Origin of the sequence: Amycolatopsis sacchari (genome assembly GCF_900114035.1) — a bacterium.
Lineage (GTDB): Bacteria > Actinomycetota > Actinomycetes > Mycobacteriales > Pseudonocardiaceae > Amycolatopsis_E > Amycolatopsis_E sacchari.
This window is the reverse complement of record NZ_FORP01000022.1, coordinates 24,827-43,862: the sequence shown is the minus strand read 5'-3', so window position 1 is coordinate 43,862 and position 19,036 is coordinate 24,827. Positions and strand designations below refer to the sequence as shown.

Below are 19,036 nucleotides of genomic sequence, written 5' to 3'. Positions count from 1 at the left end.
TACCTCGAGCGGGCGTCTAGCATCCGGACGCCCGCTCGAGGTGCGCCACCACAGCTTTTCCCACGACCCGGAGGTATCCTTGATGGCCACCGCTGCACTCGCCCGCCCCGGGCACCGCCGCTCCGAGGTGGGCCCCGTCGAGCTCTTCTTCGACCTGGTCTACGTCTTCGCGATCATCCAGCTGTCGCACCTGCTGATCGAGCATCTCTCCTGGGAGGGGGCCGCACAGACCGTCGTGGTGTTCGCCGCGGTGTGGTGGGGTTGGAACTACACGACCTGGGCGATGAACTGGCTCGACCCCGGTCGCACACAGGTCCAACTGCTTTGCGGAGTGCTCATGCTCACGGCGCTGGGCATGTCCATCGCCATCCCACGTGCGTTCGAGGATGCGGCCTGGCTCTTCGTCGGCTGCTACCTGCTCATGGGCGTCATCCGCCCGGTCTTCATGATGATCGCGTACCGCGGTCACCGTCTCGCGGCCAACTACCGGATGCTGCTGCTGTGGACCCTCCTGGCGGGTGTGTTCTGGGTGCTCGGGGCGGCACTGCCCGCAGAATCGAGACTCGCCCTGTGGGTGGTTGCGGTCGTGGTCGACTATGCCGCGCCCCTCGCGCAGTACCGCATCCCGGGGCTCGGCTCCGCTCCGATGGAGCACTGGGACACCGATGCCGACCACCTCGCCGAACGCAACCGCCTCGTGTTCATCATCGCGCTCGGAGAGTCGATTCTGCTCATGGGCGGCAGCATTGTCGCCAGCGGACAGCTCACTGGATCACTTGCCTTGAGCGCAGTGATCGGTTTCGCGTCGCTGTTCGTCCTCTGGTGGAACTACTTCGCACTCGCAGGCCCGGAGACTCGCGGCGGCGATTCCTCGACGGCGGCACTGCGTTCGGCGTATGCGTACGCTCACGCGCTCATGGTCCTCGGCGCAATCCTCGTCGCGGTGTCGATCGAGCTGAGACTCTCGCACGACCACCTCACCCCTGCCACCGTCCTGGTGACATCGGCCGGACCGCTCGTCTACCTCGTCGGCAACATCCTCTTCCTCCGATCCCGCTTCGGACGCCTCGCCCGATCCCGCTTCATCGCCGCCGCAGTGCTCATGGTGCTGACATTCGTCGCGATGCCGCTGGCCAGACACCTCCCAGTGAGCGCCTTCAGCGTCGCCGTGCTCGCCGTGACCGCCACCCTCGCAGCACACACGGCCTACACCGCGCGACGCCAGGCGCAAGAGGACTCTCCACAGCAAACTTGACCGGTCATTCAAGAATGGCTGTTCTTGGAGCATGGTCGGGGTTGCGCAGTTCGATCGGCACGAGATGCTGCTGTCCTCCGCGCGCACCTTCGCCGAGCACGGCTTCGAAGCGTGCAGCGTGAATCGACTTGTGGACGTGAATCGCCCTGGGTTTCGTTCCGTTCTTCGAGCAAGGATGGAATGCGATGAATCAGAAGTACTCGCCCGAGATGCGCGAGCGCGCGCTGCGGATGCTCGCCGAGGCCAAGCTCGAGCATCCGAACCTCATGTCCGCGGTGCGACATGTCGCGAGCCTGCTCGGCATGAGCCCGGAGACGCTGCGCGTGTGGCACCGCCGCCGCGAGATCGACGCCGGGCAGCGCCCCGGCGTGCCGACCGACGTCGCCGAGGAGAACAAGCGACTTCGCCGTGAGAACGCCGAGCTGAAGAAGGCGAACGAGGTCCTCAAAGCCGCGAGCGTGTCTTTCGCGAAGGAACTCGACCGTCCCTGACGAGCATGATCCGCTTCATCGACGAACACAGGGATCAGTTCGGGGTCGAGTTTCTCTGCCGCGTCCTCCGCGACGCGGTGCCGAGGTTCCTCACCTCGCGCGGGTATCGCGCGGCGAAGACGCGCGTGCCCTCCGTCGCCGGGACGCTGCGCGCGGAGGTGCTGCCGTTACAGGCGTTGAACATGGCCGCGTGGGGCGCGCGCGGGTCGCTCGATGACCTCGTCCACCACGCCGATCATGGGTCGAACTACCTCTCGGTCGTCTACACGGATCGCATCAACGAGATCGGCGCGACCCCGTCGACAGGGAGCGTCGGTGACAGCTACGACAACGCCCTCGCCGAGGCCGTCAACGGGCTCTACAAGACCGAGCTGATCCGTCGGAAGGGCCCGTGGCGGACGGTCGAGCAGGTCGAGCTCGCGACGCTCGAGTACGTGTGGTGGTGGAACAACGCTCGTCTCCACGGCGAGCTCGACTACCGCACGCCGGTCGAGGTCGAGGAGGCGTACTACGCTGGCCTCGAATCAGCCCAGCCAGCGCTCGCTGGACAGGGAAGCAGGTAGGAACGAAACCCAGGGCGATTCATTACGTGCAGGCCACGTCGGATGCCGCTGAGGTGCTGTCTGCAATAGGGCATCGTGTCGTGCGTGTGCGGCCCACCGAAGAGGCCAGGAGGGTCGGCTCCGTCTTCGGCGCGATCGCCGGGGCACATCTGGCCAGGCTCCTGAGCGATGGAGAAGGCCTCGATCCGGACGTGCTCGAACCGGTGACTGCAGAGGTCGTGCGGGCGGGGCGGAGCATGACAGCCGTCGAACTCCTGCGTGTCCTGACGGAACTGCACGCTCTCAGCTACGCCTTCGCCGATCACTTCTCGGGCGTCGACGTCGTCCTGTCCCCCACGACAGCTCAGCCTCCGCCGCTCATCGGGACGATGAGCACGGACCGCCCCGCAGCGGTGCACTTCGCAGAGCTCTTCTCGGTCTCTCCGTTCGCTGGCATCTTCAACGTCACCGGGGGTGCCGCTCTCTCCGTCCCGTGGGGCCTCGATCAGCGTGGTCTGCCTGTGGGAATCCACCTCGGCGCCGCCATCGGTGACGACGAGCTCATACTCACGCTGGGGGAACAGTTGGAGAACGCTCGCCCCGATCTGACGCGACTGCATCCGCCGGATGCTTGTGGGCCCGGGAATGGGCGACTCCAAACAACACAGGACAGGCCGGCAGACAGAGCCGGCAAGTAGCCCGCCATCGACGCCGAGAAGGTCACCGCGATGACTCTCTGGCAAGTGCATCCCGACATGCGCTGAGCAGTGCGTGGAGCTCGTTGCGCTGCTCCTGCCCGAGGTGCTCGGTCATGGCGCCGACGACGTCCGACACCGCGTTGTCGGCGCGTGCCAGGATCTCGGTTGCCGCGTGAGTGAGCATGGCTCCGCGTTCACGACGCGGGCCGGGCTCGGGGGCCCGCTCAACGAGGCCCTGCCTCTCCAACCCTTGAACGAGCACGTTCATCGACTGGCGCGACACGAAGGTGCGCCGAGCCAGCTCTGATCCGGTGATGCCGGGCTCTTCGTGCAGGTTCCGCAGGCAGGCGTACTGAGAGACGCTGAGCCCGAGTGGACGCAGCACCTCATCCATCCGCTGGTTCAAGACGGCCTGGGTCTCCTTGATCAGCACGCCCAGCTGATCCGGAGACACGTATCCTCCCGACTTCATGTCAACAGTTTGACACACAATCCAGTCAGTGTCAGTATGTTGACACCCCGATGATTGGAGAAACTCATGAACAGCACGACCAGCGGCCCGGACTTCGTCTCGTTTCAGGTGCGCGATCTCGAGGCCTCCGCAGCGTTCTACGAGCACACCGTAGGCATGGTGCGGCTGCCTGCGCCGAACCCGGACGCCGCGGTGTTCTCGGCAGGGGACGCGACCTTCGCAGTGCGCGTCCCATTGCCTGGTGTCGACCTCGACGCCATCCCTCAACCGGGCGCCGGCATCGGCGTCTGGTTTCGCAACGAGGACGCGGCTGGCCTCCACGAGCGCCTGAGCACCCAGGGCGTGGTGATCGTGCAGGAGCCACTCGAAGGACCGTTCGGCACGCAGTTCTCCTTCCGAGACCCCGACGGCTACATCGTCACGGTGCACTCGAAGGGCTGATCCGCCGGTCGGCGCCGGCCGGCGCGCTCGCGGTCGGCGCCGACGCGAGAAGCCGCAGCGCGTGCTCCGACGGGCTTACCGTCTCAGCGCGGTAGACGAACACCGTCTGTTCGGGGTCGTCTCCGGGCGTGAGCGCCTGATAGGTGATGGTGAGCTCGCCGAGGAGCGGATGGCGGTAACTCTTGGTGCCGGCGCTGCGTCGGTGGACGCGGTTGCGCGCCCAGATGCGTCAGAAGTCGGGGCTGTGGATCGCTAGCTCGCCGACCAGGCGGCCGAGCGCCGGATTATCGGGGTGGTCCCCGGCGTCCATGCACAGCATCGCGGCGGTATCGGCCGCGACCTGTCCCCAGTCGGCGTACAGGTCTCGTGCATGCGGATCAAGGAAGACGAACCTGGCCTGGTTGCGCTCGGACACGGGCATGCCCTCGAAGTCCGCGATGAGCAGGCCGGCGAGGCGGTTGTGCGCCAGAACGTCCAGGCGTCGGCCGAGGACGAAGGCCGGTCGCAACGAGGCCTCGAACACGTCCAGGAGCGCCCGTGTCTCCGGATGCAGCCGCTGCGGTTTGTCCGAGCGCGGACGGGCTGGCCGCTGCCTGGCGATGGCGTGCATATGCATGCGCTCGGCGTCGTCGAGCTGAAGCGCTCCGGCGATCGCGTCAAGGACCCTCTGGTGATGCGCTCTTGCTGCGCCCCTGTTCCAGGCGGGTGTAATAGTCGACGCTCACGCCGGCCAGTATCGCGAGCTCCTCCCGCCGCAGCCCCTCCACCCGGCGACGCCCGGCAGCATCGGAGATCCCAGCACGCTCGGGTGTCAGACGACCCCGTGCTGCGCGAAGGAAGTCCGCCAGTCGGGGTTCCGGGTGCCCGGGCATGTGAGCCGCTGCACCGCTTCCTGCCGCGCCGACCAACGAGCGTCGGCGGCGGCGCGTCGCGACCCAGCAAGCGCCTCCTTCGAGCGCCTGTTGGACCAGTAGGTGCCGATGCCGGCGACGACCAAGGAGAGGCCCGAGATGATGAGGGCGGCGATGTCCATGAGCTGATCATTTCATCGGCGAGACCGAACGCCCGTTGTACGACTCATTGCAGAAGGCCTGCCAAGTTCGCCGATCACGGAGGCTCGGCACGCGCCTCGGTGCGCCCGACCGAGCCTTCGAGTGCTACTTGCGAGGCGACACCCGCCACGAATATGAACCCGGAAAAACTGTGGCCCCGAGAGTCCGGACCCGAAGGCCCGACTAGTCACCGGGGCGTACGCCTTCGACCCTATCAGTGCCGGCTACTCGGCCGGTCCTCCGCGACTTCAGGTTCTGCAGGTACCCCTCGGCCATCGCCAGGGCCACCTCGGCCTGCACGAGCTCATGCTCGCCCTCGCGGATCCGGCCCTCAGGCACCATTTCCTGATTGGCTGTCGGCAAAAGCAGACCCCACGGGACAGGCGGGGCGACTCGGCCCTCATGCACTGGCGGCGCTTTCGTTGCCGGCGTCATGAGCTCGGGTCAGGCCTCAGGCGCTGTTGCGCGGGTCGAAGCTCGCGTCCCAGTACGGCTTCGGGCACCCGTCGGCACTCGCCCCCTCGCGCAGTTCGAAGTGCCACGGTTCGTTGTCGAAGATCTGGCACAGGTCGTAGCGCGCGCCGTTCTCCTGGAGCCACGCGGCGGCATCCCAGTAGCCGATGTCGATGGCCTCGCCGGTCGTGTGCGCCGATCCCTCGGGCGTCGCGACCCAGCGGGCGGCGGCCGACTCGGACCCGTGCTCTTGGACCGCCTCCTCATAGAGGCGCTGCTGATGCTCGACCGAGCGCCAGCCGCTGTTGACGAAGAACTCGATGCCCTCCTCGGCGGCGTCGGCGGAGGCCGCCCGCACGGCCGCGACGAGGTCGGGATCGAGGTTCGTGATGCCGGGATACGTGTCGTCGAGCGTCGCCTCTTCCGGCAGGGTCCCGTCGGCGAACCGCGGATCCGCGGAGTCGGGAGCCGCCCCGCAGGCGGCCGCGCCGAGCATCACTGCCACAAGGGCACTGGCAGACAAGATGCGCTTCGTGAATGTCATACCCCCAGCTCACGCAAGCGCGTGTTGCGAGAGCGTATGCCGTTTTCGATACGCGGACGATATGTGCGCGTTCGTACGATGGGCGCATGCGCGTGCTGATCGTCGAAGACGAGCCCCTCCTCGCCGAAGCGGTCCGTGACGGGCTGCGCCTGGAAGCGATCAGCGCCGACATCGCGCGCGACGGCGACTCGGCGCTCGAGGCGCTGTCGGTCACGGAGTACGACATCGCGCTGATCGACCGCGATATCCCAGGCCCATCCGGCGACGAGGTCGCCCGCCGGATCGTCGCCTCAGGGGAAGGACCGGCGATCCTCATGCTGACGGCCGCCGACCGGCTCGACGACAAGGAGACCGGCTTCGAGCTCGGAGCCGACGACTACCTCACGAAGCCGTTCGCGATGCGCGAGCTCGTGCTGCGGATCCGCGCCCTCGCCCGACGCAGAGACCGACGGCGACCGCCGATCCTCGAAGCCGCAGGACTGCGCGTGGATCCCTTCCGCCGCGAGGTCTACCGTGACGGCCGCTACGTCGCCCTCACCCGCAAGCAGTTCGCCGTCCTCGAAGTGCTCGTCGACGCCGCCGGGGGCGTGATCAGCGCCGAGGAGCTGCTCGAACGCGCATGGGATGAGAACGCCGACCCGTTCACGAACGCCGTGCGCATCACCGTGTCATCCCTGCGCAAACGCCTCGGCGAACCGATGCTCATCGAAACAGTGCCTGGCGTCGGATACCGCATCGCGGTGCCGTCATGACGCTTCTACGCAGCGCCCGTGCGCGCCTCGCCCTCAGCTACGCGCTGATCGTCATCGTCGCCGGCGTGATCCTGCTCGCGCTCGTGTGGCTGTTCTTGCTGCGCTATGTGCCCGACGACGCGATTCCCATGCGAAGCGGGTTCGTGCCGAACCGGTCGGACCTGGGCCGCGCGTTCTGGCCGCGCGCTACGTGGGCCTTCGCCTTCCTTGTGGCGTTCGGGCTCATCGGCGGATGGTTCCTGGCCGGACGGATGCTCTCGCCTCTGCAGCGCATCACCGCCGCGACGAGAGCCACGGCCGCGGGGTCCCTGTCGCACCGAATCCGGATGACCGGGCGCGACGACGAGTTCGGCGAGCTCGCGGACGCGTTCGACAGCATGCTCGCCCGCATCGAATCACACGTCGCCGAGCAGAGGCGCTTCGCCGCGAACGCCTCACATGAGCTGCGCACGCCCCTGTCGGTGATGCGATCGGTGCTCGACGTCGCACGTGACGACCCTGACGCGGATCCGCGCGTCGCCCTCGAGCGCCTCGCCGCGACGAATGACCGCGCCATCGCCGTGGCAGAGGCGCTGCTCGCTCTCGCTTCTGCCGAGCGGGGCATCGACAAGCGTGAACCCATCGATCTGTCGTTGGCTGCCGAGGCGGCGGCCGAAGAGCTTCTGCCGCTTGCCGAGCGCAGCGACGTCACGTTGGACCTGTCAGGCGACCGCGCCGACGTGCGCGGGGACCCTGCCCTGCTGAGCCAGCTGGCGACGAACCTGCTGCACAATGCGATCGTCCACAACACAGCGGGCGGCTGGGCACGCGTGGCGACGTCGTCGACCCATGGCGAGGTCACCCTCGTGGTGGAGAACACCGGCGAGGTCCTCGACGACGCGACCGTGTCGACGCTTGCGGAGCCGTTCCAGCGCGGATCCGAGCGCACACGACGTGACGACCACTCGGGAACGGGACTCGGCCTGGCGATCGCACGCGCGATCGTCGACGGCCACGACGGCACCCTGACATTGCGGGCCCGCACAGCTGGCGGCATTCGGGTCGAAGTACGACTGCCGGCCGCCGATCAACGGCCGACCTCTGCACCGGAGGACCAACGCGGTGGACGATGGTGATGCCGTCGGCCGTCACGACCGGCGTCAGGCGGCCTTCCCGGCCCGCCGCGCCTCGAGGTGCTCGGCCTTCGCATCCCAGGGCACGCGGTCCGGCGAGAGGAAGACCGCGCCGATGCGGCGCGCATCCCGCAGACCGGCAGCGCGGTTGGCGGCGGTGTGCTCGCCCTCGACGTCGTAGAAGGCCGGCCGAGCACACCAGCAGCCGCAAGACGATCGAGCACCCCGAGGTCGGTGCGATCACACTCGACTGCGACGTCCTCTCCGTCCCGGGAGCCGATCTGCGCATCGTCGCTCATACCGCTGCCGCAGGTTCTACGGACGAGAACAAGCTCGATCTCCTCCGCGTCACCGCAGCGACCTGAATGACCTGCAAGCTTGGGCCTTGATCGGCTCTGGGCCCGCACGCTCGAACGGTCGTGACCCGCGATTCGCACGGCCCTCGCGTCAGCGAACTTCCCAGCCCGGCATCTGTCCGAGCGAACAAGAAGCCGCCCATCGCGGCACGCACTCTGCGGCCACCTGCGGAGAGAATTCATGCAGACATCGCAAGAGCAACTCGCACGTGCTTATACGTTGAACCTGAATTCAACCACGTCGCCGTCGGCCATGACGTAGTCCTTGCCCTCCATGCGGACCTTGCCCGCGGCCCGGGCGGCGGCCATCGACCCGGCCTCGATCAGGTCGTCGTAGGACACGATCTCGGCCTTGATGAACCCGCGCTCGAAGTCGGTGTGGATGACGCCGGCGGCCTGCGGAGCGGTGGCGCCCTTGGGGATCGTCCAGGCGCGCGATTCCTTCGGCCCCGCCGTGAGGTAGGTCTGCAGGCCGAGCGTGTGGAACCCGGCCCGCGCGAGGGCGTACAACCCGGGCTCGTGCTGGCCGACCGACTCCAGCAGTTCGCGCACGGACTCCTCGTCGTCCAGCTCCAGCAGCTCCGCCTCGATCTTCGCGTCGAGGAAGACGGCGTCCGCGGGCGCGACGAGCTTCGTCAGCTCCTCGCGCTTGGCTTCGTCGGTGAGGATGCCCTCGTCGGCGTTGAAGACGTACAGGAAGGGCTTGGTGGTCAGGAGGCTCAGCTCACGCAGGAGGGTGGTGTCGACCTCCTTTTGGGCGGAGAACAGGGTGCGGCCGCTGTCGAGGATGTCCTTGGCCTGCTGCGCGGCTTCCAGCGCGGGCCGGTTCTCCTTCTTGGTGCGGGCTTCCTTTTCCAGGCGCGGCAGGGCCTTTTCGAGGGTCTGCAGGTCTGCGAGGATCAGCTCGGTGTTGATGGTCTCGATGTCGGCCGAGGGGTCGACGCGGCCGTCGACGTGCACGACGTCGGGGTCGTCGAAGACGCGGATGACCTGGCAGATGGCGTTGGCCTCGCGGATGTTGGCGAGGAACTTGTTCCCGAGCCCCGCGCCCTCGGAAGCCCCCTTGACGATGCCCGCGATGTCCACAAAGGACACCGTGGCGGGCACGATCTTCTCGGAGTGGAACAGCTCGGCGAGCTTGTCCAGCCGCGCGTCGGGCAGCGGCACGACGCCGACGTTGGGCTCGATCGTCGCGAACGGGTAGTTCGCCGCGAGGACGTCGTTGCGGGTCAGCGCGTTGAACAGGGTGGACTTGCCGACGTTGGGCAGCCCGACGATGCCGAGGGTGAGGCTCACGGACGAACAGTCTAGTTGCGCACAGACCACCACCCCGCCCCGGTCGCCGAGGCCCCGATCGGGCCGCGTGGCCGGGGGCCGGTCCACACCGGGGCGACTCGCCCAGCCCGACCGAGGACTGGCCGACGGCTGGGCGGCGAGGCGGCGGGGCGGCGGTAGCGGCCGGGCTGGCGAGAGCGGCGGCTACGACTGCGGCGGCTCGCCCTGTCCTGGCTCGAGGGCTGGGCGACGGCCGGGCTGCGGCAGCGGCCCGGCTGGCGAGGGCTGCGGCAGCGGCCCGGCTGGCGAGGGCTGCGGCGGCTCACCCTGCCCTGGCTCGCGCAGCCACCTCCCCGACAGCCGCCGCCATCACTCACCGGCCCCGCACACCCGGCCCGAGCTAGCTCCTCACCTGACCCCGCCCACCAGCGAGTTCACTCGCCACCAGGCCCGCCCTCGCTCCCGGCTCAGCTCATCGGTCGCCCCCGCCTCCGCCACCCACCGACCTCCTCGCCCAGTCGCACGCCCGTCGCCGAGCCCGCGAAAGCACCCCCGGGACCCCCGCCACGGCCATGTCGGTTTTCCGCCAGTCAGGGCCCTGGCCTGCTGGCAGTATCGAAGCCATGACAGCCGTAGCCACCTCCGCCGGGCAGGCGCTCTGGCGCGACGCCGAGCGCTGCTACCGCGCCGTCGCCTCGCGCGACGCCCGCTTCGACGGGCAGTTCATCGTGGCCGTCAAGACCACCGGCATCTACTGCCGCCCCTCCTGCCCCGCACTGACCCCGAAGGCCTCGAACGTGCGGTTCTACCCCACGTCGGCCGCCGCCCAGTCGGGGGGCTTCCGCGCGTGCCGCCGCTGCCTGCCCGACGCCGTCCCCGGCTCGCCGGAGTGGAACCTCCGCGCGGACCTCGCCGCCCGCGCGATGCGCCTGATCGCGGACGGCGTCGTCGAGCGCGAAGGCGTGCCCGGTCTGGCCAGGCACCTCGGCTACTCCGAGCGCCAGCTCGGCAGGGTGCTGACGGCAGAACTCGGCGCGGGCCCGCTCGCCCTGGCCCGCGCGCACCGCGCCCACTCGGCCCGCCTGCTGATCGAGCTCTCCGAGCTGCCGCTGGCCGACGTCGCCTTCGCCGCGGGGTTCTCCAGCGTCCGCCAGTTCAACGACACGATCCGCGAGGTCTTCGCGCGCACGCCATCGCAGCTGCGTGCCGCCGCGACGGCCGCGCGCGGACGCCAGGGCACCCCGCTCGCCGACGAGCCCGCAGGCACCAGGCTCAGCCTGCGCCTGCCCTACCGCAAGCCGTTCGACGCCGCGGGCATCTTCGGCTTCCTCGCCGCCCGCGCAGTGCCTGGCGTCGAGTGGGCGGAGGACGGCGGCTACGGGCGCACCCTGCGCTTGCCCCACGGCCCCGCGACCGTCGACCTGACTCCCCAGGACGGTCACATCCGCTGCGAACTCCGGCTCGCGGACGTGCGCGACCTCGGGAGCGCCGTGGCTCGCACGCGCAGGCTCCTCGACCTGGACGCCGATCCCGAGGCCGTCCTGCGTGTGCTCGGCGAGGACCCGGCGCTCGCGCCCGCGGTCGCCGCCGCACCGGGCATCCGGGTGCCGGGCGCGGTGGACGGCTCGGAGCTGCTGCTCCGCACCATGCTCGGGCAGCAGGTGTCCGTCGCCGCCGCTCGGACGGCCGCGGGCAGGCTCGCGGAAGCCCTCGGCGAGCAGCTGCCCTGGGGCACGCTGTTCCCCACGCCGGAGGCTGTCGCGGAACACGGTCAAGACGTGCTCCGCGGCCCTCGCCGCCGCGTCGAGGCGATCCTCGCCGCCGCCGAGGCACTCGCCACGGGCAGCCTCGAGGTCCACGTCGGCCGCGACCCGGACGAACTCCGCGCCGAGCTGCTGGCTCTGCCCGGCGTCGGACCGTGGACCGCGGACTACGTGCTCATGCGCGTCCTCGGCGTTCCCGACCTGCTCCTCGCAGACGACCTCGTGGTCCGCAAAGGCGCGGCTGCACTCGGCATCACCGACCTCGCCGGGCACTCGCAGGCCTGGCGCCCCTGGCGTTCGTACGCCGGCATGTACCTCTGGCGAAGCGCCTGACCCGATCGAAGGAGACCCCCATGAGCATCGCCCACTGGTCCACAATGGACACCCCCATCGGCCCCTTCACCGCGATCGTCGCGAGCGATGGAGCCGTGCTGGCCTCCGGCTGGACCGCCGACCTCGACAAGCTGACGCCGCAGATCTCGCGCTCCCTCCTACCGGGTGAGCTGCGCGAAAAGCGCGACCTCGGTGCCGTCAGCACGGCCACCCGCCGCTACCACGAGGGCGAACTGGACGCCATCGACGACATCCCCGTCCGCCAGCGGTCCGGCGAGTTCCTGCAACACGCGTGGGACGTGCTGCGGACCGTGCCCGCAGGCAAACCGGTCACGTACAGCGACTACGCCGCGCTCGCCGGACGGCCCGCGGCCATCCGGGCGGCCGCGTCCGCCTGCGCCCGCAACGCGGCCGCGTTGTTCGTGCCCTGTCACCGGGTGCTGCGCATCGGTGGCGCGATGGGCGGCTTCCGCTGGGGCGTCGACGTCAAGCGCTGGCTGCTCGACCACGAGTCCCCCGAGCTGCGTTAGCTCACATCTGCACCTCCAGCGTCGATCCGGTCCGCGCCTTGCGCACCCGCAGCCGGGTCGGGATGCGCTGACGCAGCTCCTCGACGTGCGAGACGAGGCCGACGACCCGCCCACCGGCCCGCAGCTCGTCGAGGATGTTCATCACGACGTCGAGGGTTTCGGCGTCCAGCGTGCCGAAACCCTCGTCGACGAACAGGGTGTCCAGCAGTGCTCCGCCGGTCTCGGCGGCGACCACGTCCGCCAGGCCGAGCGCGAGCGAGAGCGACGCGAGGAACGACTCGCCCCCGGACAGTGTCTTCGCCGGCCGGACCGTGCCGGAGTAGTCGTCGAGCACGTCGAGACCGAGTCCGCCTCGCGTCCCACGGGCCCCGGCCCGGTCCGAGTGCACGAAGGAGTAGCGCCCCTGGCTCATCGCCTGCAGGCGCGCGGTGGCCGCGACGGCGACCTCCTCCAGCCGGGCGGCGAGCACGTACGAGCGCAACGACATGTGCCGGGCGTTCTGGCCCCGGCCGTTGACCACGTCGGTCAGCGCGTCGAGCTCCTCGAACTCCTCTTCCAGCGGCCTGATCGCTTCGGTTTCTTCCGTCAGCCGCCCGGCCAGCCGCTCCAGCTCCGTCGCGCGGGTCGTGGCCGCCTCCAGCTGCGCGACCGCGGTTTCCGCGGCGGCCCTGGCGGCGCGTGCGTCTTCGACCGCCGAACCCACGTCGACCTCGTCGTCCGGGGATACGTCCGCCAGCTCGGGTTCGGCGAGCACGGCACGGGCGGCGGCCTCCTCGTTCGCCGCGTCGGTGAGCCGTTTCTCCAGCCGGGCGATCACGTCGTCGGGACGCGCCGCCGCACGCATCTCGTCGACCGTCTCGAACTCCGCCTGGGCGAGGCAGGAACGCAGCTCCTCCTCGCGCTCCGCCACCTGCTCCTCGGCGGTCGCCCTGGCCAGGCGCGCCTCCGTCAACGCGTCGAGTGCCTGCACGACGCCCACGAGGTGCGCCCGCCGCGTCCTCACGTCCGCGTGCTCGCCGCGCGCCTCGTCCAGCCGCCGCTCGCGCTTCTCGACCTGCTCCTGCAGGGCCAGGCGCTGGGTTTCCGCCGCCGCGACGGCCTCCTTCGCAGCGACCAAGTCGTCGGTCAGCGAGCTCTTCTCCGCTTCGGCGGACCGCAGCTCCGCAGCGAGCCGGGTCCGGCGCTGCGCCTGGCCTTCCACCTCCGCCAACTGCGTGGTCACCTGGTGCAGCTCGGCCTCGAGTTCCTCGCCGCTGCGCCCCCGCAGCCGCTCCCGCAGGGCGGTGAGCGCGGTCTCCGCACGGTGTTTCGCGGCTTCCGCGGCACTGCGCGCCTCTTCCGCGCGCCGGACCGCCGCTTCGGCCTCGGCTTCCTGCTCACGGTCGACCGAACCCGAGGCGGGCCGCGCAGGCGCCGGATGCTCGGCGGACCCGCAGACCGGGCAAGCCCCGCCGTCGACCAAACCGGCCGCCAGCTCCGCCGCCATCCCGTCCAACCGCAGCTCACGCAGCTTCAGCTGGTGCTCGCGGGCTTCCTGGTGGGCGTCGACCGCGGCACGCACCCGTTCCTCGGCCTCGGCGACCGCTCGCACCGCCGCGGGCAGACCGGTCGCGTCCTGCACGGCAGCGGTCAGTTCAGCCTTTTTGGTTCGCAACCCCTCCAGCCGACCGGCCGCGGTCGTCGCCGCGTCGAGTTGTTCGCGCAGTTCCGCCGCCAGCTGGGGAATCCCGTCGAGTTTGTCGGTGAGCACGAGCACCGTCGACCTGGCCTGGTCGGCTCGCTCGGCCAGCTGGGCGATCATCCGGCGATCACGCGACTGCTGCTCCGCCTCCGCGACCAGCCCCGCCAGCGCCCCGGCCTCCTCACGGAGTTTCCCGGCCTGTCTGCGCAACTCGACGGCGTCAGCGTCCGTGTCCGCGTATCCCAGAGCAGCCAGCTTCCGGACGCGTTGCTGCTCGACGGTCCGGGCATCCTCCAGCTGCCCGGCACAGCGTTCGGCCTGTGCCGCCACACGTAGGACAGTCGCCGCACGACGGGCCGCAGCGAGTTCCTCCTTCCAGCGCAGGCGTTCCGGTTCCTGCTCGGCCAATGTGGACAAACGATGATGCGCGGCGCGCAGGCGTTGTACGCGTTCGGCGGCTGTCCGTCGCGCCTGCAACACCTTCTCGGCACTGTCCAAAGCAGACCGAGCTTGGCGCTCAGCGGATTGCGCCTCCTCGACGGCCTTTTCCGTATGCAGCCTGACTTCCCCGACCCACTCGGCGAGGTTGTCCTCCGGGATGTCCTGCCCCGCCACCTGGGCGAACCGGGCCACCCACTCGCGAATCCCCTGACGACGGCTTTCCAGCTCCCGCCGCTTGTGCACGCGCAGGTCCCGGAACCACGCTTCGACGTCGGCGAACCGCTTGGTGCCGAACAACCGCTCCAGCAGCTTCTCGCGCTCGTCGGTGTCCGCGCGCAGGAACTTGGCGAAATCTCCCTGCGGCAGCAGCACGACCTGGAAGAACTGCTGGTGGGTCATGCCGAGCAGCCCCTGCACTGTGCGGCTGACCTCGTCGATCCGCACGAGACCCTCCGGCGGATGCCCGGCCGGAGCGCCGTCGAGCCAGGTGAGCGAAGCCTTGGCCTGCTGGGTGGTCGTTCCCTCGCCACGACGTTTCGGACGCTCGTACTCCGGACTGCGCACGAGCCGCATCCGTTGCCCATGCACGGTCAGTTCGAGCACGACCTCGGTGGGCTCGTCCGGCTCGGCGAAGTCACAGCGCAGGCGCTTCACCTCGCCGCGGGCACCGGGAACGACGCCGAACAACGCGAAGGCCACCGCGTCGAGAAGCGTGGTCTTGCCCGCGCCGGTGTCCCCGTGCAACAGGAACAGCCCGTCCGAGCCGAGTGCGTCGAAATCGACGACCTCGCGCTTGCGGTACGGCCCGAACGCGGCGACCTCCAGTCGATGCAGCCTCATGACTCACCTCTGCCCGCGACTTCCAATGCCTTGCGCAGCAAGCGTTCCTCGCGTTCGCTGGGTGGCGCGCCCCGGCAGTCGTCGAGGAAGTTCCGCGTGATCTCGGCGTCCGACCGCCCGCGCACCGCCTCCGCGTACCGCAACGTGGCGGTCGCCTTTCCGTTCTCCGGCTGCCATTCCAGGTGCACGGCGTACGGGAAGCGCTCGCGGAGCCGGCGCATCGCGTCGATCGGCCGGACGGAGTCGGTGAGCGTCACCGACAGGTAGCAGTCGGCCAGATCCGCGTGCTCCTCCGCGGTGAGCAGCCACTCGATACCGCCCCTCAGCGTCGCGAGCCGCCGCGGCACGGGCAGCTCGTGCCTGCGCACCTCCGCGAGCCCGTTCGCGTCGAAGTCCACGAGCCACACCGATTTCCGTTGCTGCGCCTCGGAAAACGAGTAGGCCAGCGGACTTCCCGAATACCTGAGGTGTTCCGCGAGCGTCTGCGGCCCGTGCAGATGGCCGAGTGCGACGTAGTCGACTCCCGCGAAGACGTCACCGCTCACCTGCTCGACACCGCCGACGGCGATCGTGCGTTCCGAATCGGTGCCCTGCCCGCCCGTCACGAACGCGTGCGCGAGCACGACGGACCGCGTGCCGCGCTCCCTGCCCCGCAGGTCTTCCCGGATGCGGCGCATCGCCTCGGTCAGCACTCCGTTGTGCCCCTTGGCTTCCGGCACGCCGAGCGCGTGCCGGGCCGGTTCCGGCTCCAGGTAGGGGATGCCGTAGACGGCGACCGGACCGTGTTCGTCCCGCAGCAGCACGGGATCGGCGATCCGGGCGATCGTCGTGCGCAGGTGCAGCCCGCCCGCGGCGGCGAAATCACCGAAGGCACCGAGGCGTGGCGCCGAATCGTGGTTCCCGGACGTGAGCACCAGTTGCGCGCCTGCCTCGCGCAGCCGCGCCAGCGCCCGGTTGGCGACCTGCACCGCCTCGGCCGAGGGCACGGCGCGGTCGTAGACGTCCCCGGACACCAGCACGACATCGACCGCCTCGGCGGCGACGAGGTCCGCGAGGTGGTCGAGCACGGCGGCCTGCTCGGCGAGCAGATCCGCGCCGTGGAAGGTGCGTCCGACGTGCCAGTCGGAGGTGTGCAGGAATCTCACGTCGCCCAAGCTAGAGGCGATCACCGACAGAACGACGGAGACATGCCGGAGTAGTTCACTCGAACGTGTGTTCGACTCCGTGACATCGCCGTTTTTGTCGGTGGCATCCGACATGATGCGTGCGACCGAGGAGAACGAGAGGAAGGAGGCGAGGCGTGGCATCCACCGTGATCAGCACGGCGGCCGTCGTCATCGCTCTGGCGGCGCTGGTGGCGATCGCCCTGCTGTGGCGGCTCTACACGGACAGCATGCGCCGTGCGGACGCCGCCGCGCGGCAGGTCGAGGTCGAGCGTTCACGCGTGGATCAGCAGCAGGCGGCCCTGCGCCGGTACGAGGTGGCGTTCGCCTCGATCAGCGGCAGGGGCGAACTGGGGGAACAGGTTCTGGTGGAGACGGCACGCGCGCTGGGTCTGCGGGAGGGGCTGCACTTCACCCTGCAGACCGACCTCGCCGGCGGCGGGGCGGCGAAACCGGACATGGTGCTCCGGGTCGGTGGCGATCGCACCGTCCCGGTGGACGCGAAGGCGAGCATGGCGTGCTGGGCCGAGGCCGTCGAGACGGACGACGCCGACGAACGGCTCGACGCACTCCGGGTGCACGTCCGCAACCTGCGCTCGCGCGCCGCGGAGCTGGCGGGCAAGGGTTACCAGCGCTGGGCGGACGCCATCTACGGCACGATCATGTTCGTTCCCTCCGACGCGGCCGTGGTGGCCGCGCTCGACACCGATCCCGAGCTGTTGCGGTGGATGCTCGACCGGCGGGTCTTCCTGTGTGGCCCGACGGGTTTCGCGGTACTGGCTTCGGCCGCGTTGTTCGCGGCGAGCGACCGGGCGGTCGTCGAGGACATCGAACGGGTCCGGGCCGGGGCCAGTGCCGCACACCGGGCGGCGGGGAACGCGGTGGAGGCGCTGAACCTGTCGAGCACGCACCTGCAGCGTTTCCTGTCCGCCCGGCGGCGTGAGCTGGAGGCTTTGGAGGGATTCCGGGCGACAGTCGCCCCGCTGTCCGAAGCATCCGGATCGCCGACGGAACTGCCGACCGTGCGGAAGGGGGACGAACTGGCCGCGAGCTGAAACGCGACCGAACCGGGTCCAGACCATTGCTGACCGGGGTCGATCGTGTAACCAGCACATTGCCGACAGCGTCGGCACCGGCAAAACCGCTGGTCGTGGTGGTCCGAACGGTCCATCTTGGCCTGCCTGGAGGCCCAACTGCACGGTGGGGCGGGCGGTTGGCGGCTCGAACGAGTTACCGTGTTGCCCTGTGACCGCCATTCGCGATCGGCAGAGCGACACCGACGCCGACGAGGTAGCCGTTCCCTGGGACGCGCGTCCCGTCGTCGGCGAGCGCCGCGGCCTGCCGTGGTGGGGTGCCGTCCTGCTGGCCTTCGGGCTCGCCCTGGTGGGAGCGATTGCCGACATGCAGCTGCAGAACGCCCTGGGCTGGGTGTTCAACCTCTGCTACGTCGTCGGCGCGGTGGTCGCGATCTGCGCGGTGCAGCGGCGCAGTCTGTTCGGGCCGATGGTGCAGCCGCCGTTGATCCTGGCGATCACGGTTCCGCTCGTCGTGCTGCTGATCACCGGCGTGCCCGCCAACAGCGACACGCTCGCCAAGGCGCTCGCGGTCGGCACCCCGCTGATCAACGGGTTCCCGGTGATGGCGATCACCACGGGCCTCACGCTGGTCATCGGCATCTTCCGGCTGTACCGGGAACGCAACCCGGAGGCCGCCGCGAAGGGCGCCGACGGAACGTCGGACCCGGACAAGAAGCGTCCGGCTCGCCAGGGCCGGCCGCGTGCCGGAGCCGCTGACCGTCCAGGCAAGTCGGCACGCGACGCGGCGGTGGCTGAGGACGCCGCTGAGCGTGGTGCGGGTGCCACGCGCCTTCGTCGTCCCGCGGACGGGCGCGGCGCAGCCGGGCGACCCGTCGCCGGTGATCCGCACCCGTCGCTGCCGCTGACACCTCGCCGTCGCCCGGAGGACCCGCCGCGGCGGGGCGAGGGCGGCGCTCGTGGCGACCGCAGGGAACGCGGCGGTGAGCCCGGAGCGCGCGGCAAGTCGCCGCAGGGGCGGCAGGGTCGCGTCCCGCGCGGCGCCAGGGACGACAGCGAGCGGCGGCGCGGTGCCCCGCGCGACGAAGGAGACCGTCGCCGTGGTGCGTCCCCGGACGAAGGCGACCGCCGTCGCGGCGCTTCGCCAGACGACGCCGACCGCCGCCGAGGCGGCGAGGGCCGGGGCGTGCCCGGCGACCGTCCACGACGGCTACCGCCGCGGGGCGGGAGCTCGCGTGGCGGCGCCGGCGAACCTCCGCGCCGCGCGCCAGGGCGCCGGAGCGGGCCTCCTCCGCGCGGCCGCCGTCCCTGGGATGAGGACGAAGCCTGACGTCGTGACCCACGCCGCGGCTCGGGGGCGTCTCGACGTGTCGCGCCCCGGGTGGCATCTCGCCGTGCCGCGCCCAGGTGGTGTCTCGCCCTGTCGCGCCCCGGGTGACGTCTCGGCGCATCGCTGCTCGGGCGGCGTCTCGGCGCGTCGCGCCCCGGGTGACGTCTCGACGTGTCGCCGCTCGGGCGGCGTCTCGGCGCGTCGCGCCCCGGGTGACGTCCCGACGTGCCGCGCCCCGGGCGGCGTCTTGACGTGCCGCGCCCCGGGTGCCGTCTCGCCTTGGTGCTGCGGCCGGGGACAGGGTGGGTCGTGCGGCCGGGAGCGCGCTCTGCTCGCCGCCGGGTCGGTGAGCGCCCAGTCCGTCTCACCCAGCTCGGCTCGGTAGCTGCCTGAAGCAACGGCCGCAGAGCGGCTAGTGGCGGCAAGGCAGATCGGCAGCAGCGCTACGGCTTGCGGCGGCGCCGGATCCCGACCAGGC

18 protein-coding genes and 2 pseudogenes are annotated in these 19,036 nt (G+C 70.3%); 12 read left to right on the top strand and 8 right to left on the bottom strand.

The window, feature by feature from the left end:
* Positions 1–82: 82 nt before the first annotated feature.
* The 4 genes and pseudogenes from BMZ92_RS28270 to BMZ92_RS28260 all read left to right on the top strand — a co-directional run bounded on the left by BMZ92_RS28270 (position 83) and on the right by BMZ92_RS28260 (position 2,986).
* Positions 83–1,255, top strand: coding sequence for a low temperature requirement protein A (locus tag BMZ92_RS28270; RefSeq protein WP_091513674.1), 1,173 nt, complete (start codon positions 83–85; stop codon positions 1,253–1,255).
* A 185-nt stretch (positions 1,256–1,440) separates the two neighbouring features.
* Positions 1,441–1,746, top strand: coding sequence for a transposase (locus BMZ92_RS38355; protein ID WP_245783297.1), 306 nt, complete (start codon positions 1,441–1,443; stop codon positions 1,744–1,746).
* 227 nt (positions 1,747–1,973) lie between these two features.
* A pseudogene (locus tag BMZ92_RS38350) lies at positions 1,974–2,309 on the top strand (integrase core domain-containing protein); the annotation flags it as partial.
* Positions 2,310–2,335: 26 nt separating this feature from the next.
* Positions 2,336–2,986 (top strand): amidase family protein, encoded by a 651-nt coding sequence (locus tag BMZ92_RS28260; protein WP_177228903.1) that lies wholly within the window; start codon positions 2,336–2,338, stop codon positions 2,984–2,986.
* A gap of 22 nt (positions 2,987–3,008) precedes the next feature.
* Here BMZ92_RS28260 and BMZ92_RS28255 read toward each other — a convergent pair whose 3' ends face one another.
* Positions 3,009–3,458, bottom strand: coding sequence for a MarR family winged helix-turn-helix transcriptional regulator (locus BMZ92_RS28255; RefSeq protein WP_091513669.1), 450 nt, complete (start codon positions 3,456–3,458; stop codon positions 3,009–3,011).
* A gap of 66 nt (positions 3,459–3,524) precedes the next feature.
* Between BMZ92_RS28255 and BMZ92_RS28250 the strand changes: the two genes are divergently transcribed.
* Entirely contained in the window at positions 3,525–3,899 is a 375-nt protein-coding gene (locus tag BMZ92_RS28250) for a VOC family protein (protein WP_067243721.1), read from the top strand.
* Here the strand turns inward: BMZ92_RS28250 and BMZ92_RS28245 are convergent.
* The 4 genes and pseudogenes from BMZ92_RS28245 to BMZ92_RS28240 all read right to left on the bottom strand — a co-directional run bounded on the left by BMZ92_RS28245 (position 3,877) and on the right by BMZ92_RS28240 (position 5,900).
* Positions 3,877–4,509: pseudogene (locus tag BMZ92_RS28245) on the bottom strand (MmyB family transcriptional regulator). The gene BMZ92_RS28250 and the pseudogene BMZ92_RS28245 overlap by 23 nt on opposite strands.
* A gap of 46 nt (positions 4,510–4,555) precedes the next feature.
* Positions 4,556–4,771: a helix-turn-helix domain-containing protein gene (locus BMZ92_RS38345; RefSeq protein ID WP_245783295.1), complete on the bottom strand. Its 216-nt coding sequence runs from the start codon at positions 4,769–4,771 to the stop codon at positions 4,556–4,558.
* Complete coding sequence (locus tag BMZ92_RS37040) at positions 4,711–4,932, bottom strand: hypothetical protein (RefSeq protein ID WP_143249958.1); 222 nt, start codon at positions 4,930–4,932, stop codon at positions 4,711–4,713. The genes BMZ92_RS38345 and BMZ92_RS37040 overlap by 61 nt, the downstream gene beginning before the upstream one ends.
* 470 nt (positions 4,933–5,402) lie before the next feature.
* Positions 5,403–5,900: a M15 family metallopeptidase gene (locus BMZ92_RS28240; RefSeq protein ID WP_218153565.1), complete on the bottom strand. Its 498-nt coding sequence runs from the start codon at positions 5,898–5,900 to the stop codon at positions 5,403–5,405.
* A gap of 134 nt (positions 5,901–6,034) precedes the next feature.
* On the opposite strand from BMZ92_RS28240, the gene BMZ92_RS28235 reads away from it, so the two are divergent.
* Genes BMZ92_RS28235 through BMZ92_RS38710 form a run of 3 tightly spaced genes read left to right on the top strand, consistent with a single transcriptional unit; the run spans position 6,035 to position 8,177 of the window.
* Positions 6,035–6,700 carry a response regulator transcription factor gene (locus tag BMZ92_RS28235; RefSeq protein WP_091513665.1) on the top strand — a complete coding sequence of 222 codons (666 nt, stop codon included), beginning with the start codon at positions 6,035–6,037 and terminating at the stop codon, positions 6,698–6,700.
* Positions 6,697–7,815, top strand: a complete 1,119-nt coding sequence (locus BMZ92_RS28230; RefSeq protein ID WP_091513662.1) for a sensor histidine kinase — start codon at positions 6,697–6,699, stop codon at positions 7,813–7,815. Before BMZ92_RS28235 ends, BMZ92_RS28230 begins: the two co-directional genes overlap by 4 nt.
* On the top strand, positions 7,809–8,177 hold the full coding sequence (locus BMZ92_RS38710; RefSeq protein WP_342743523.1) for an MmyB family transcriptional regulator: 369 nt from the start codon (positions 7,809–7,811) through the stop codon (positions 8,175–8,177). The genes BMZ92_RS28230 and BMZ92_RS38710 overlap by 7 nt, the downstream gene beginning before the upstream one ends.
* 204 nt (positions 8,178–8,381) lie before the next feature.
* Here BMZ92_RS38710 and ychF read toward each other — a convergent pair whose 3' ends face one another.
* Positions 8,382–9,464, bottom strand: a complete 1,083-nt coding sequence (gene ychF, locus BMZ92_RS28220) for a redox-regulated ATPase YchF (RefSeq protein WP_091513661.1) — start codon at positions 9,462–9,464, stop codon at positions 8,382–8,384.
* A 602-nt stretch (positions 9,465–10,066) separates the two neighbouring features.
* On the opposite strand from ychF, the gene BMZ92_RS28215 reads away from it, so the two are divergent.
* A complete protein-coding gene (locus BMZ92_RS28215) occupies positions 10,067–11,539 on the top strand; it encodes a DNA-3-methyladenine glycosylase 2 family protein (protein ID WP_091513658.1) in 1,473 nt (490 codons plus the stop codon).
* A 20-nt stretch (positions 11,540–11,559) separates the two neighbouring features.
* Positions 11,560–12,069: a methylated-DNA--[protein]-cysteine S-methyltransferase gene (locus BMZ92_RS28210; protein WP_091513655.1), complete on the top strand. Its 510-nt coding sequence runs from the start codon at positions 11,560–11,562 to the stop codon at positions 12,067–12,069.
* Position 12,070: 1 nt separating this feature from the next.
* Here the strand turns inward: BMZ92_RS28210 and BMZ92_RS28205 are convergent, their stop codons facing one another.
* Both BMZ92_RS28205 and BMZ92_RS28200 read right to left on the bottom strand, forming a co-directional pair.
* Complete coding sequence (locus BMZ92_RS28205; protein WP_091513654.1) at positions 12,071–15,031, bottom strand: AAA family ATPase; 2,961 nt, start codon at positions 15,029–15,031, stop codon at positions 12,071–12,073.
* Complete coding sequence (locus BMZ92_RS28200) at positions 15,028–16,176, bottom strand: exonuclease SbcCD subunit D (RefSeq protein ID WP_177228902.1); 1,149 nt, start codon at positions 16,174–16,176, stop codon at positions 15,028–15,030. The genes BMZ92_RS28205 and BMZ92_RS28200 overlap by 4 nt, the downstream gene beginning before the upstream one ends.
* Before the next feature lie 155 nt (positions 16,177–16,331).
* On the opposite strand from BMZ92_RS28200, the gene rmuC reads away from it, so the two are divergent.
* Together rmuC and BMZ92_RS28190 are read left to right on the top strand one after the other, a co-directional pair.
* Positions 16,332–17,249 carry a DNA recombination protein RmuC gene (gene rmuC, locus BMZ92_RS28195; protein WP_091513650.1) on the top strand — a complete coding sequence of 306 codons (918 nt, stop codon included), beginning with the start codon at positions 16,332–16,334 and terminating at the stop codon, positions 17,247–17,249.
* A gap of 190 nt (positions 17,250–17,439) precedes the next feature.
* A complete protein-coding gene (locus tag BMZ92_RS28190; protein WP_091513646.1) occupies positions 17,440–18,558 on the top strand; it encodes a DUF6542 domain-containing protein in 1,119 nt (372 codons plus the stop codon).
* Positions 18,559–19,036: the final 478 nt, after the last annotated feature.

Excerpts from the sequence above, each read along its gene's own strand:
- BMZ92_RS28215 (WP_091513658.1), top strand. The coding sequence starts at position 10,067 with ATGACAGCCGTAGCCACCTCCGCCGGGCAGGCGCTCTGGCGCGACGCC.
- BMZ92_RS28210 (WP_091513655.1), top strand. The coding sequence starts at position 11,560 with ATGAGCATCGCCCACTGGTCCACAATGGACACCCCCATCGGCCCCTTC.
- BMZ92_RS28270 (WP_091513674.1), top strand. The coding sequence starts at position 83 with ATGGCCACCGCTGCACTCGCCCGCCCCGGGCACCGCCGCTCCGAGGTG.
- BMZ92_RS28255 (WP_091513669.1), bottom strand. The coding sequence starts at position 3,458 with ATGAAGTCGGGAGGATACGTGTCTCCGGATCAGCTGGGCGTGCTGATC.
- BMZ92_RS28235 (WP_091513665.1), top strand. The coding sequence starts at position 6,035 with ATGCGCGTGCTGATCGTCGAAGACGAGCCCCTCCTCGCCGAAGCGGTC.
- BMZ92_RS38355 (WP_245783297.1), top strand. The coding sequence starts at position 1,441 with ATGAATCAGAAGTACTCGCCCGAGATGCGCGAGCGCGCGCTGCGGATG.
- BMZ92_RS28240 (WP_218153565.1), bottom strand. The coding sequence starts at position 5,900 with ATGCTCGGCGCGGCCGCCTGCGGGGCGGCTCCCGACTCCGCGGATCCG.
- BMZ92_RS38710 (WP_342743523.1), top strand. The coding sequence starts at position 7,809 with ATGGTGATGCCGTCGGCCGTCACGACCGGCGTCAGGCGGCCTTCCCGG.
- BMZ92_RS37040 (WP_143249958.1), bottom strand. The coding sequence starts at position 4,932 with ATGGACATCGCCGCCCTCATCATCTCGGGCCTCTCCTTGGTCGTCGCC.
- BMZ92_RS28205 (WP_091513654.1), bottom strand. The coding sequence starts at position 15,031 with ATGAGGCTGCATCGACTGGAGGTCGCCGCGTTCGGGCCGTACCGCAAG.
- BMZ92_RS28250 (WP_067243721.1), top strand. The coding sequence starts at position 3,525 with ATGAACAGCACGACCAGCGGCCCGGACTTCGTCTCGTTTCAGGTGCGC.
- BMZ92_RS38345 (WP_245783295.1), bottom strand. The coding sequence starts at position 4,771 with ATGCCCGGGCACCCGGAACCCCGACTGGCGGACTTCCTTCGCGCAGCA.
- BMZ92_RS28230 (WP_091513662.1), top strand. The coding sequence starts at position 6,697 with ATGACGCTTCTACGCAGCGCCCGTGCGCGCCTCGCCCTCAGCTACGCG.